The organism is Paenibacillus rigui, assembly GCF_002234615.1.
GTDB classification, from domain to species: domain Bacteria; phylum Bacillota; class Bacilli; order Paenibacillales; family NBRC-103111; genus Paenibacillus_S; species Paenibacillus_S rigui.
Window position 1 is genome coordinate 39183 of sequence record NZ_NMQW01000037.1, and the last position, 12920, is coordinate 52102.

General features: G+C 48.7%; 12 protein-coding genes. 11 read left to right on the top strand and 1 reads right to left on the bottom strand.

Annotation, left to right across the window (positions count from 1 at the left end):
- Positions 1-156 precede the first annotated feature (156 nt).
- The 10 genes from modA (at position 157) to CF651_RS23305 (ending at position 10202) form a co-directional block, all read left to right on the top strand.
- Entirely contained in the window at positions 157-1008 is an 852-nt protein-coding gene (gene modA, locus CF651_RS23260; RefSeq protein ID WP_094017277.1) for a molybdate ABC transporter substrate-binding protein, read from the top strand.
- Positions 1009-1019: 11 nt separating this feature from the next.
- Positions 1020-1676: a molybdate ABC transporter permease subunit gene (gene modB / locus CF651_RS23265; RefSeq protein ID WP_094017278.1), complete on the top strand. Its 657-nt coding sequence runs from the start codon at positions 1020-1022 to the stop codon at positions 1674-1676.
- 298 nt (positions 1677-1974) lie between these two features.
- On the top strand, positions 1975-2556 hold the full coding sequence (locus CF651_RS23270; RefSeq protein ID WP_094017279.1) for a TetR/AcrR family transcriptional regulator: 582 nt from the start codon (positions 1975-1977) through the stop codon (positions 2554-2556).
- 35 nt (positions 2557-2591) lie between these two features.
- Entirely contained in the window at positions 2592-2915 is a 324-nt protein-coding gene (locus CF651_RS32950; protein ID WP_245856119.1) for a low molecular weight protein tyrosine phosphatase family protein, read from the top strand.
- Positions 2916-3191: 276 nt separating this feature from the next.
- Complete coding sequence (locus CF651_RS23280; RefSeq protein WP_094017281.1) at positions 3192-4895, top strand: GMC oxidoreductase; 1704 nt, start codon at positions 3192-3194, stop codon at positions 4893-4895.
- Positions 4896-4955: 60 nt separating this feature from the next.
- Positions 4956-6101 carry an aldose epimerase family protein gene (locus CF651_RS23285; protein ID WP_094017282.1) on the top strand — a complete coding sequence of 382 codons (1146 nt, stop codon included), beginning with the start codon at positions 4956-4958 and terminating at the stop codon, positions 6099-6101.
- Between the two features lie 30 nt (positions 6102-6131).
- Positions 6132-7631 carry a spore germination protein gene (locus CF651_RS23290; RefSeq protein WP_094017283.1) on the top strand — a complete coding sequence of 500 codons (1500 nt, stop codon included), beginning with the start codon at positions 6132-6134 and terminating at the stop codon, positions 7629-7631.
- A 19-nt stretch (positions 7632-7650) separates the two neighbouring features.
- Positions 7651-8811, top strand: a complete 1161-nt coding sequence (locus CF651_RS23295; protein ID WP_094017284.1) for a Ger(x)C family spore germination protein — start codon at positions 7651-7653, stop codon at positions 8809-8811.
- 10 nt (positions 8812-8821) lie between these two features.
- On the top strand, positions 8822-9064 hold the full coding sequence (locus CF651_RS23300) for a hypothetical protein (RefSeq protein ID WP_094017285.1): 243 nt from the start codon (positions 8822-8824) through the stop codon (positions 9062-9064).
- 31 nt (positions 9065-9095) lie between these two features.
- Complete coding sequence (locus CF651_RS23305) at positions 9096-10202, top strand: GerAB/ArcD/ProY family transporter (protein WP_094017286.1); 1107 nt, start codon at positions 9096-9098, stop codon at positions 10200-10202.
- Between the two features lie 214 nt (positions 10203-10416).
- On the opposite strand, the gene CF651_RS23310 is transcribed toward CF651_RS23305, so the two are convergent.
- Entirely contained in the window at positions 10417-12075 is a 1659-nt protein-coding gene (locus CF651_RS23310; RefSeq protein ID WP_245856111.1) for a GMC oxidoreductase, read from the bottom strand.
- Between the two features lie 89 nt (positions 12076-12164).
- On the opposite strand from CF651_RS23310, the gene CF651_RS23315 reads away from it, so the two are divergent.
- Positions 12165-12917 carry a ThuA domain-containing protein gene (locus tag CF651_RS23315; RefSeq protein ID WP_094017288.1) on the top strand — a complete coding sequence of 251 codons (753 nt, stop codon included), beginning with the start codon at positions 12165-12167 and terminating at the stop codon, positions 12915-12917.
- The last annotated feature ends 3 nt before the right edge of the window (positions 12918-12920 follow it).

Genomic DNA, 12920 nt, shown 5'->3' on the forward strand with positions numbered 1-12920 from the left:
ACAACCGTTCTTCACATGATGATATCAATTATAACACAATAGGCCGAATAGTTGATGAAACCTGCCAAAATAGATGATATTCGTTTACAACCGCGGAGATGATATTTATAATAAATATATCTAAATATAACTACATATATCGAAGGAGGGGAATTCATGTTTAAATTAGTTAGATCTAGTGTGATTCTATCAATGGCACTAACCGTAATGCTAGTCTTCTCAGGCTGCAGTACAGCACAGCAATCACCTGCGGGCAGCCATGCAAACGAGCAAAGCCCGGGTGCGAATGCTTCAAGTCAAAAGCCGGCTGAAACCGTTGAGTTAACCATATCGGCTGCGGCAAGCATGACGGATGCCCTTAAAGAGATTCAAAAATCATTTGAAAGTAAAAATCCCGGCATTAAATTAAACTTCAATTTCGGCGCGTCCGGCTCGCTGCAGCAGCAGATTGAGCAGGGGGCACCGGCTGACCTGTTCCTTTCCGCTGCTGCCAAGAACATGAAGGCCCTCGTAGACAAGCAGCTCATCGATGGGAATCAGCAAAAAAAACTGCTGACCAATGAGCTGGTAGCTGTCGTTTCTACGGAGGGAAAAGCATCGGTCGGGAGTATGAATGACCTATCCAAAGCTGAAGTGAAGAAGGTTGCGATCGGCATTCCAGAGAGTGTGCCGGCAGGAAGCTATGCAAAAGAGGCGCTTACCAACGTGAAGCTGTGGGATCCCCTGCAGACCAAAATCGTACAAGGAAAAGACGTCCGGCAAGTGCTGCAATATGTGGAAACCGGAAATGCAGATGTGGGCTTCGTCTATAAGACCGATGCTTTGACAACGCCGAAAGTTAAAGTGGCTTTTGCCGTCGATTCCAAAACCTACACTCCCGTTGAGTATCCTATCGGTATCGTGAAAGCGACGAAGCATAGTGAAGAAGCGAAGAACCTGTACACCTTTTTGCAGTCCAAAGAAACGCTTGATATCTTCGTAAAATACGGATTCTCCGTTTTGAAATAGTTGGGGCGACAATGAATTGGCATGAATTTTGGACTCCGGTCGGGCTATCACTGCAAGTAGCCCTTTTATCCAGTCTTGTGGTTATTGTACTTGGTGTGGGAGCGGCTTGGCGGATGTCTCGAAGATCATTTAAAGGTCAAACCCTGGTTGAAACTGTGATCATGATGCCGCTGGTCCTTCCGCCTACCGTAGTGGGCTTCATCCTGCTGGTTTTATTGGGCAGAAGAAGCTGGTTCGGCCAGCTGATTGAAGGGCTGTTTGGCGCACCGCTCATTTTTTCTTGGTGGGCAGCTGTCATAGCATCGATCGTCGTTGCTTTTCCATTGGTATATCAAACGATGAAGGTCGGTTTTTCTTCGGTTGATCCCGATTTGGCAGGTGCTGCGCGCTCCAGTGGAGCCAACGAATGGCAGGTGCTGCGCTATATCACGCTTCCGTTGACAGTCCGCTCATTGGTTACTGCTTATATTCTTGGATTTGCCCGCAGTCTGGGCGAATTCGGGGCCACTTTGATGATTGCCGGGAATATTCCCGGTAAGACACAGACCATTCCGACAGCCATTTTTGTCGCGGTCGATGCAGGGAATATGCCTATGGCTTGGGTGTGGACATGTGCGATTATCCTCATTTCGTTTATGATGCTGTTATTTACGAGACAGAGGAAATAGAGTGTATTCCACTCCAGTTACTGCTGTTTCCAGCATGCTCTAAAGAGCCATTATGACAGAAGACCGGGGTCCATTGAACTCCGGTCTTTTATTCGCGGCTTATTTATTGCTTACCTCTAATTCTAAAATTCCGGATCATACCTTAATACTATATCATACTGAACGGTATATAACATTTGATGGGCACTGCAGAGTAACAATCGGTGTTGTGTCAAGCGAAATATGGAACTAATTTGACTATAGATCTTGTTTCAGATAAGATTTTATTATACTGATCGATATGAAAAGGGTGTTGTTTATGGTACGGCCTCGGGCATTCGATGAAGAAAAAGCGCTGCAGGCAGCAATGGAACTATTTTGGGAGAAAGGTTATGAAGCGACATCATTGAGTGATTTAACGGCTAAAATGGGCATCCAGCGCCCCAGTCTCTACTCGGCGTATGGGGACAAGAAGGAGCTTTTTGAAGCTGCACTTCGCAAATACAATCAATTTCATTCATCCTATTTGCGCGCCCGACTTCAAAGCGGTACATCGGTCAAAGAAGCTTTCCGTTCATTATTTGAAGGCATAATTGCGGAAGGCTATGGAGAAGGACCTAACCGGGGGTGCTTCTGCCTTAATGCGATGGTTGAGCTGGCGCCACATGATGCCAAATTTGAAGTGCTGACAAGAGAGCACCAGATGTATTTAACGGTGATTTTTCAAGAAACCCTTGAACGAGGAATAAGAGCCGGCGAACTCAGAAGCGATGTGAATGCCAAAAGGGTAGCCCAGACTCTTGTCGTCGCCATGATCGGACTTACCGTGTTTCTGAAATCTCGCCCTGATCGAGCCTTTGCGGAAAATTCCGCAGCAACGATACTTGATCTGTTGCAATAACGTATGATAATTTTCGATGATGGAGCGTGAATAAGATTCAAATCCTTTTTCTATGCAGCAGAAACAAGTGGAGAAGCTTGACTGCTGAAAAAATTTTTAACGGACGTAACGGTCATGAAGTGAGATCGGCCGGAACCGAGGAGAACGCAAGGATTCGGGTAACCGAGGGACATATCAGGTGGGCGGATCTTATTTTTGTCATGGAGAAAAAGCACGCTAGGAGAGTCCGGGATAAGTTTGCAGCGGAGTTAGGGAGTAAGACAATGATATGCTTGGATATCCCCGACGAATATACATTTATGGACGAGGACTTAGTTGAAATCCTTGAATCGAGAGTATCCGATTATATTGACATTTGATACAGCGTCATAAGAAGGATGGTTTTGTAGCGGTCACATGATTTTATTTAACTCATACTATAATAAGCTTATAAACATCCCTTATGAAAACCGTAAGGGATGTTTTTACGTTCCTGGGCGGGACAAAGCAGACTAGCTCGTACGGCAAGAAGAAGCTCATTGTGCATGGTTCGGATTTTTTCCAAAGTCATATCCAGCCGCATTCTTTATAAGATAAGTAAGAGGAGCTGGCCATATCATCTCTATCTGAATTAAAGCGGAGCGGGGAGTGATACTTTGAAAATCTGGGTATCCAACAAGAACGAGACGTTGAGAAGGATTGCCGAGCTCAACGGTTTTGCCGTTGAGGAGCTTATTGCTCTGAATCCGGGCATTGATCATGCGGACCAAATCATCACAGGCAGAACCGTATATTTACCTGTAAATCCGGATGCTGATCGGGATAGCGGAGCCAGCTACAGTACAACCGGGGGGCTCCCTATGTGTCCTTCGGGCCCGAAGGAAATGCTGAATCACTGGATTCCGCTTACCCCGCTCGAGCAGATGGCTCAGCAGGAATATGATGTGCTGATTATCGGAACCGGGGCTGGAGGAGGCTCCGTCCTTTGGAGGTTATGTGAGCAATGGAAGAAGCAGCGGAAGCGGATCGGGATTATTGAACGGGGTGATTCGATCATACCGACGCATGCCCGGAATTTAACGACAATGAATGAGGAGCGTCTCACAGCTTACTTCAATTACTTGTCCAAACCGCTGCGAGGATCCGAGCCTGAATTTAAAGGGGCCAGACAGTTGTTTGCTTTGGGCGGGAGAACGCTATTCTGGTATGCGTTTTCGCCTCGGCTGTACCCATGGGACTTGGCGAAATGGCCTGTTTCCGTTCAAGAAATGCAAAGCTATTACGGGATTGCCGAGCAGATTATGCATGTAAGCCGATCCTTTGCCGAGGGCTCCTCCTTTACCGAGATTGTGCTGCAGCGCCTCTGGATGCGCGGATACCCTTATGCAGCGCCACTGCCGATAGCAGCGGATATCGTACCGTCAACCTATGGTCAGCTTCATACCGATACCTTTACCAGTTCTATCTCATTGCTGGCCAGGGCGCTCAATCTGAGACCCTATGATCTTGCCGTAAATGCAAGAGCTTTGCAAATCCTGCATCATAACGGTCGAGTAACGGGAGTCAAGGTCGCTTCTTTAGATAAGAAGGAGTACACATTGAAAGCCAAGACAGTCGTCGTCTGCGCCAGTACGTTTGAGACGCCGCGGCTGCTCATGTATTCCGGTATCCAGAACAAGGCCTTAGGGCATTATCTGACGACACAGTCCTTCATACAAGCGACCGGAGAAACCAGCACCCGGAACTTTCCCATTCCTTGGGGACCCTTGAATGTCATGATTCCACAAACAGAGCAAAGACCGTATTCCGTCTTGCTAACCGGACCTGAAGGCTTCTACTGGTACCCGGTAGCGTTGGAAAGACCAATTTCCACGGAAACAACGGTCAATTTTTACGGATACGGTAAGGTATCTCCACGCTTTGATAATCGGATCAGCTTGAACTATGACAAAAGAGACGAATTTGGCGTGCCCGAAATAAAGGTGCACTTCTCCTTTAGCGATGAGGATTGGTCGGTTGTCCGTCAGATGGAAGCGGGGATAAGGCGGATTGCGGCGGATGCCGGCATTCGTCTGGTTTCCCGTAACGGCAATCCGCCCATTTGCCTGACTCCCTTCGGTGACCTGCATCATGATTCAGGGACTTGCAGAATCGGGAATGACCCCAATACCTCTGCTGCCAACCCTTATGGGAATATTCATGGGGTTTCCGGTCTCTATGCCGCGGACAATAGTGTGCTTCCGTTCATCGGAGCTGAGAACAACACGCTGACCACCATTGCACAGGCCCTGCGTACAGCGGATCATATTGTTCGTGAGCATGGCTCAGCTCTGTTCCTTAGGGAAAAGGCCTCTGAATAATTTTCTGGGTTTATTGGAATGTTATAGAAGAAACGACATTAACCAAAGGAAATTGGATATATGAGATGGATTATTTCTTTTCTCCTCTGTCTGACAGCCACACTTTCGCCTGATTTCACATCCTATGCCGACGATACACCCGCAATCACTAAACAGCCGGTTGGCGAAACGGCGGACGGTGAGCGAATCTACCTTTACACGCTGAAGAATCCGAACGGAGTGCAGGCCGAGATAATGAACTACGGGGGCATTATGCTTTCACTTCGAGTTCCGGATCGTAACGGCAAATTAGGCGATGTTCTGTTAGGCTACGCCGATCCGATGGATTATGTCCGAACCGGGAATAAGCCTTATTTTGGTGCAATCATCGGAAGATATGCCAATCGGATCGCGAACGGGTCGTTCGTCCTCGACGGAACAACCTACCATTTATCCGTAAACGATGGCAGGAATACACTTGCAGGCGGCGTGCGCGGATTCGATAAACGGGTGTGGAAAGCCGAGGGAACGAAGGTCCCGCATGGCAGCGGCTTGGCTTTGCGTTATTGGAGCAAGGATGGAGAAGAGGGGTTTCCTGGTAATGTGTGGGCGAAGGTTGTCTATACTTTAACAGACGATAACGTACTGCGAATTGATTATTCTGCGGCCTCCGATCAGAAGACGGTAATCAATCTGACACAGCATAATTATTACAATCTTAAGGGTCAAGGAAATGGGGATATACTGGATCATTTGCTTACGATTCATGCTGAACGGTTTACCCCCGTCAATCCGGAGCTTATACCTACCGGACAACTGCAGCGTGTGGCAGGCACCGATTTGGACTTTCGCCGTCCCTTTGCGATCGGCTCCAGAATCCGCTCCCGGGATCCGCAGATCCTTTATGCGAAGGGCTACGATTTCAATTATGTGCTAAGCGGCAAGGTGGGCACGATGCGCCATGCCGCCTCCGTCTATGCGCCTGCTTCTGGGCGCAGGATGGATGTATTTACAGACCAGCCCGGTCTGCAGCTGTACACAGGGAATTTCCTTGACGGCAGCGAGAAGGGGAAGGATGGTGCTGCATACGGGAAGCATGCGGGATTGTGTCTGGAAACCCAGCACTTTCCTGATTCCCCCAACCATCCTAATTTCCCTTCGACCGTGCTCGCTCCGGACAAGCCGTACAAGCAGACAGCGCTATATCGATTCTTCACGAGCCCTTAGCTCGCCATCCTTAGTTTGAGGGGACCTACGATGAACAAGCCATCTGATAGCGGACAAGCTGACATATCCACACAGTTGTCGGATAATCTTGCCATGATGAAGGAGATATTCGCGAATTGCAGCGACATCACTATCCTGCCTTGGCATTATGGACCCGATCTGAAATATAGCAGCATCTCTGTATATTACGACACACTTGTTCAGAAGAAGGAGCACAACTACTTCAAAGAAACTTTGCAGGATCTGGTTACGGAGCAGGTGGGACCGGGAACCTCCATACTGCCTGAGAAGCTGTTTACCTTTTATGAAAATGACGGCGCCTCCGCACAATCCGCATTCGTGCTGTACAGCATGGATCAAGCGGTAATTGATGTGCTGAACGGTCACATTGTTATTTTTTTCGACATGTGGGATAAAGCTTTAAGCTACAAGGCTATGGGGGTTGAGAAGAGGCAGGTTACAGAGCCGACGACCGAACCGGTGGTGCTTGGGCCAAAGGAAAGCACGATCGAGGACCTTGACAAAAACATCGGGATGCTGCGTATGCGGCTGAAATCAACCAAATTCAAAATCGAAATTTTTGCTGTAGAGAGCGAGACCAAGACCCAGGTCGCCTACGGGTATCTGGAAGGAGCGGTGTTGCCTGAAGTCTTTTCGGAATTCAAACAAAAAATAGATGGGCTTCAAAGCGGCGAAATTTTGGAAACCTCTTACATCGAGGAGCTTATTGAGGGTTCCAGCCTCAATCCGTTCCCCCAATGCCGCTATACCGAAAGACCGGACGTTGCCGTCGCAGAGCTGCTTAATGGAAAAATCATCGTGATGGTGGATGGGACCGGCTCGATCCTGATTTGTCCTGCGACATTCACTGAACTGCTCCAGTCAAGTGAGGACTATTATCAACGAACCCTCATCGCAAGTCTGATTCGGCTGATGCGTTATATCGCCTTCTTTATTGCCTTAATGCTGCCAAGTGTTTATATCGCTTTAAGCACCTTCCATACGGAGTTGATCCCTACCGTACTGCTTCTGGCCATTCTTAACTCTCGAGAAGGTATCCCGTTTCCGGCCATTTTCGAAGCACTTATTATGGAGCTATCGTTTGAGCTGCTGCGTGAGGCCGGTGTCCGGCTGCCCCGACCTGTCGGCTCAGCGGTCAGTATCGTCGGCGCCCTCGTCGTCGGAGAGGCATCCATCAATGCGGGTGTTGCTTCACCGATTCTGGTGATTATTGTAGCTTTGACAGGCATTGCATCCTTTTCCCTGCCGCAATTCAATTTTGCCGTGGCACTCCGTATCCTGCGGTTTCCGCTGATGGTCTTCTCCGCCTTCCTAGGTGGCTACGGTCTGATGATCGCTTTGCTGCTCATGTGGCTGCTATTGGCCCATATGCGTACATTAGGGCAGCCCTACATGAGTCCATTGGCGCCATTTAAACCAAAACTGCTGAGCGATGTCCTGATTCGTGCACCGCTGCAGACCATGCTCAGGTCACCGCGACAGCTTCAGCTTAAGAAACGAAGGTCCTAGACCGTCGGGAGGGCAGATCATGAACTGGAAGATGAAAATGGCAGTCAACTGTGCTCTGCTCCTTCTCTTGACCGGGTGCTGGGATCGGGCTGAACTCCCGGAAAAAGGGTTCGTGATGGGCTTGGCCATTGATCAGACCGATGACGGCAAGTACCTGCTGACGACGCAAATCTTCAAGCCAGCCCAAGCGGTGGGCAGCAAAGGGAATGAAATGTCCTTCATTAATATTAAAGCGACGGATACCTCGATCGCCAAAGCGATTCGTGACATTCCCGGACATCTGGGAAGGAAAATGCAGTGGAGCCACATGCGAATCATTATTATCGGTGATCAGTTAGCCAAAACCAAAGGTCTTACGGATGTTTTGGATTTTTTTTACCGGGATCACGAGCCTCGGATTATTGCGCCGATCATGATTACAAAAGGACGTGCCGCCGACTATATGCAATTGCACCCGTTAATTGAGAATACGATCAGCCAGCAGCTGCTTGAAGGACAGCGTTCATCGGCGTCCAGTAACGGCAAAACATTAGAAATGAATTTGCTTGAGCTGGGAAAACAAACGAAAAGCGAGGTCGGGAACGCCCTGATGCCTTATGTATTTATAAACAAAATTGATTCTATGACGGTTATGAGCATTGAGGGGGCCGCACTCATAAAAAAAGAGAAAATGATCGGACATCTGAGTGCAGAGAAGATGGAAGGCTTGCAAATGCTGATAAATAAATACAAGAGCGGAATGGTGAGGATTCCTTGCGGAAAAGGAGCAGCCAAGAAACAAGTGGAGACGATCGAGGTGCTATCCTTGCATAGCTCAATGAATGCGGATTTTCACAAAAAACCGCCCGTTGTCCATTATAAAATTCAAGTGCAAGCTGCAATGTCTGAGCTTACATGCACCGGAAAGATTGAAACCATGGAGCAACAAAAGGCATTCACAACAAAAGCCGAGCAAGCCATTAAACAAAAGCTGAAATCCACGACGGACTATTTGAAGAAAATTAAATTCGACGGTTTGGGCCTAGGCAATGAGGTATACCGTAAACAACCGGCCACCTGGAAGAAATGGAAGCCCGATTGGGAAGATATCTTTGCACGTACTTCATTCGAGTATGAGGTTGAGGTTAACTTGATGAGCAGCGGAACGAACGTAGACAAAACGGTTTTGAGAAAGAAGTGAATGGACAGATATGGGGATTCAAGTGACGATTCTCATCATTCTTTACTCAGTCATGATAAGCTATGACGTACGCCTCCTGTTCAAGCAGCCCCGAAGCGATAAGTGGGTATATGCCTTGGTTGTGCTTTGCACGATGTACTTGAGTCTGGTTTATGCTTTTCACTTGAAATGGCCGTATGTATATGACTTGTCCGACGCGATTTTTGACAAGCCGGCTCATAGGATTATAGATTTCTTGAAAGCACCGCAGTAGAAGTACAGTCCAGTCGAAGGGGCGTGTTCGGATGAGAACAAAGGAGAAGATCGGCGCTTATCAAATGTCCTTCCTTTTGTTCACATTTATGACAGGCTCTTCGATTATTAATATCCCGGGCCCATTAATCGCTTACGCCAAGAACGGTGCCTGGATTTCTCTTTTGCTGGCCCTCACGGCAGGGGGGATCGTCCTTTCTTGTATATTGCTGCTGCATCGTAAATTTCCGGATTTGTCCTTTATTGAGGCAAGCGAAGCTGTAGTAGGCAGGTGGTTGACGATCTGTCTCGCCATACCGGCCATCTGGTTTCAGTTTCATATGGCAGGCGGAATAGTTCTGGATATCGGTTTATTTATGACCAGCTCGATGATGAGACAGACCCCATTGTATGTGTTTACATTATCCATGTTTATCGTGGTGGCTCTTACAGTGCGCAGTGGTCTGGAAACGATGTCGCGCATGTTCGTGCTTCCTATGTTTTTTGTCATCGTGTTTGTATTCCTCATCATTATACTTGCATCGAATCATTATGACATGAAAAGCCTATTGCCTGTGATGCCGGACGGGTTTAAGCCAGTGCTTCTGGGGGCTTACTTTGCGTATGGATTTCCTTATGTTGAATTGTTCCTGTTCTCCATGCTGCTTCCTTATGTGAACTCGGATGAGCAGAGTATGCTGAGCAAAGGAATGTATGCGGCGCTGCTCCTGAATGGATTTTGTTTGCTGTGCGTCACTCTCACTACAATTTTGACTTTTGGCCCCATGGCCGCAGAACGAAAATATTCGATGTTTGAAGTTGCGCAAACGGTTGATATGATGGGAGTGATCCAGCGGATCGAGTCGGTTATCGGCTTCTCCCTGATAGTGAATTCATTCATGAAAGCAAGTATTACTGTGTTTGTTATCAAGGAAACGTTTACGAAGCTGTTTCGTGTGCAAAACGATAAGCTGCTTGTTTTTCCTGTAAGTCTGGCCTGCTTTCTATTCTCCATGCTGTTCATCGCCAAAGGGGAGACCCGATGGGTGAACGCCGTTACCGTACTTCATCCGCTAGAAGCAACCGTTGCTTATCTGCTGCCGCTCCTCGTCGTAACCATCGCTGCATCTTTCAAAAAAAAATCTTCCAGCCGCGGCTGAAAGAGTTGTTCATCGGGACATTCACCCATGACCCTATAGCAGCATAAAGTGGGGGAGAGGACCGGAGGTATGTGCATGTACTCTAATTACGGCTTCATCCTACATGTCAGAACGTCCCAATCGAATTTCCGGCGAATGATTCGGCCTATGTGATCGGGCAGAGCTTCCATGTGAACGGTGGAGATATTTCAGTCTGTGACGGCCATCGGCTGACTCAATTGGATTGCATCTCCCGGGCGATGTAATCGGCCGTTCGTATCGCTAGGGCTACGATCGTCAAAGTCGGATTCGTCGCCCCTATAGAAGGCAGGACGCTGGCATCTGCACAATAGAGGCCGGGAATGCCATGAATTTGCCCGTACGCATTGGTAGCGGATGTGGAAGGGTTCGTTCCCATCCGGCAGGTGCCCGATTCATGGTTGTCGGTTCCCGGAGGCATCATGCATACGGAACCTGGGGGAAAGCTTAGCTGCATTGTCGAGGCGGCTTGCCGCATGGCAGTTTCCATCAACCTAATCACCTCTCCATCTTTAGCGCTGTAGGAGAAACGGATTTGTGGTTCCGGCATACCATAGTAGTCGATTCTGTTTGGGTCGATATAGACCATATTTTCGAAACGAGACTCCACCTTACCCGACACGAAATAAGTGAGATCCCACTCATTCTTTCTTGGTTTCTCCTCATATTGATAATGAAAATATTGCTCCAGCCCTTGAAACTGCAGTTGATAGGGACGCCCAGCTGACTGCGGCACAAGGATACCCAGAGTCCCCAGCTCATCCGGGAATCCCGTTGTGTTGACTTTCGGTGTAGCTACCAAATAAGAGTGATTCGTCAAATAGTGTCCAATCGCCGGGCCTGGAATTTTCGAATTCAGCAGGAGCCGTGCGGTTTGCAGGGCACTGGCGGAGACGATGACAGTTTTGGCTCGTATCACATGAGACCTGCGATCAGGTGTCATGACTCTCACGCCTGCAGCTCTTCCATTCTCAGTCAGCACCTGAACGGCAGTGGTATTGACGGCCAAATCAAAGGGACGTTTGCTGAGAGCCCGGGCAAAGAACAGGATGGAGCTAAAGAACACATTTGAACGGATATGCCCCAATTGAGTCGGTGTCAGCTCGGTTGCAATGGGAATATCGAGGGCCTCCGGGTAACCGTTCTCCCAAAGTCGTTTTAACAGGATTTGAGTAACGGTAGAATCTTTGGTGTAATCGGTTGTGACATTCATTACGTTCTCTGCAATTTTATAATAAAATTCCATTTCGGCAGCTGTTACCGGCCAATCGGCAAATTCACCCGGATACATGCGGGGGGATACGGCCCCCCACAGCAGCGTCCGGCCGCCCAGCGCATAAATGAGCTTCATACCGGGAAACTGCGGGAGATAGTCTCCGGCCATATAAGTCACTTCCGGGGGACGATACGCCCGAAAAGTATTAAAATTAATCGTTGCAATATTCGCCACATGGGTAGGTACAAAGAGCGGGCCTCTTTCGACAATCCCTATTTTTTTACCGTTCTTTCCCCACTGCTCGCATAATCTCCACAGGGCCGCCCCGCCGCCTGCACCTGTACCGATGATCAGGACATCGTACTCTTCCGCAGCCATTTGCTCTGCAGTTGTGAGAGGTATCCAGGTACGAAGGTATTCAGGTTCGGTCAAGGGCGGACAGAAGGGAGCAATGAGCCGCTGTTGTGAGGCAGGATGTGTTTCCGAGGGGATGGTGATGACTTGACCGGCAATGTCACTGTCAGGCAAGGCAATATGCGGATTTTCCAACATCAGATGCCCGAGATCCATATCCAAATGATGTGCAACGAAACGTAGCGTGTCACCGCTGCGGGCAACATATTTTCTCAATAGTTTCACATCCTCATATACCATGTCTGTACAGTATATGAGTGCGGGCATGCCATTTAGACGTGACAGGTATTAGATCGATAAGGGGAGAAACGCCTATGAGAATGGTCATCGGAAACGGCTTATCATTCGAAAAAAGGTCACCGCGGGTGACGATCTGGAACGAATACATTCACGAGAGGACCGACCCGCAGATCGCCAAGGTGTATCCTAAAGGGATTCATATCGCTTTGGCTGAAGGGCTTCAGCCTTACGGTTTTCTGCTGCGAACTGCCACCTTGGAAATGTTGGAGCACGGCCTGACGAAGGAAACATTGGAGCAAACCGACGTGTTGATTTGGTGGGGGCACTTGGCCCACGAACAGGTGTCCGACGAAATCGTGAACCGCATTCAGGCCAGAGTGCTTCAAGGCATGGGCCTTATTGTATTGCATTCCGGACATCGGTCGCGAATATTTCAGCGGCTGATGGGAACGACTTGTGATTTGAAATGGCGGGAGGACGCAAGGAGGGAACGGTTATGGGTTGTAGATCCTGCACACCCGATTACTGCGGGCATCGGCCAGTATATTGAGGTAGAGCCGGAAGAAATGTATGGCGAGTTTTTTGACATTCCGGCTCCAGAGAGACTTGTGTTTATTAGTTGGTTTCACGGCGGGGAAGTATTCCGCAGCGGCTGCGAATATCAACGGGGCTTAGGTAAAATCTTTTACTTCAGACCCGGGCATGAAGCATATCCTACTTACTATAATAAGGATGTCCTGCGGGTCATCGCGAATGCGGTGCGCTATGTTGGCGCTCCGCATGGCGCGACGCCTACTTATGGCGAGGTCAAGCCGCTTGAGGTATAGCTG

What these genes read in the sequence shown, in the direction of transcription:
- CF651_RS23285 (WP_094017282.1), top strand. Translation starts at nt 4,956, where the DNA reads ATGAGATGGATTATTTCTTTTCTCCTCTGTCTGACAGCCACACTTTCG.
- CF651_RS23290 (WP_094017283.1), top strand. Translation starts at nt 6,132, where the DNA reads ATGAACAAGCCATCTGATAGCGGACAAGCTGACATATCCACACAGTTG.
- CF651_RS23305 (WP_094017286.1), top strand. Translation starts at nt 9,096, where the DNA reads ATGAGAACAAAGGAGAAGATCGGCGCTTATCAAATGTCCTTCCTTTTG.
- modB (WP_094017278.1), top strand. Translation starts at nt 1,020, where the DNA reads ATGAATTGGCATGAATTTTGGACTCCGGTCGGGCTATCACTGCAAGTA.
- CF651_RS23300 (WP_094017285.1), top strand. Translation starts at nt 8,822, where the DNA reads ATGGGGATTCAAGTGACGATTCTCATCATTCTTTACTCAGTCATGATA.
- CF651_RS23295 (WP_094017284.1), top strand. Translation starts at nt 7,651, where the DNA reads ATGAACTGGAAGATGAAAATGGCAGTCAACTGTGCTCTGCTCCTTCTC.
- modA (WP_094017277.1), top strand. Translation starts at nt 157, where the DNA reads ATGTTTAAATTAGTTAGATCTAGTGTGATTCTATCAATGGCACTAACC.
- CF651_RS23315 (WP_094017288.1), top strand. Translation starts at nt 12,165, where the DNA reads ATGAGAATGGTCATCGGAAACGGCTTATCATTCGAAAAAAGGTCACCG.
- CF651_RS23270 (WP_094017279.1), top strand. Translation starts at nt 1,975, where the DNA reads ATGGTACGGCCTCGGGCATTCGATGAAGAAAAAGCGCTGCAGGCAGCA.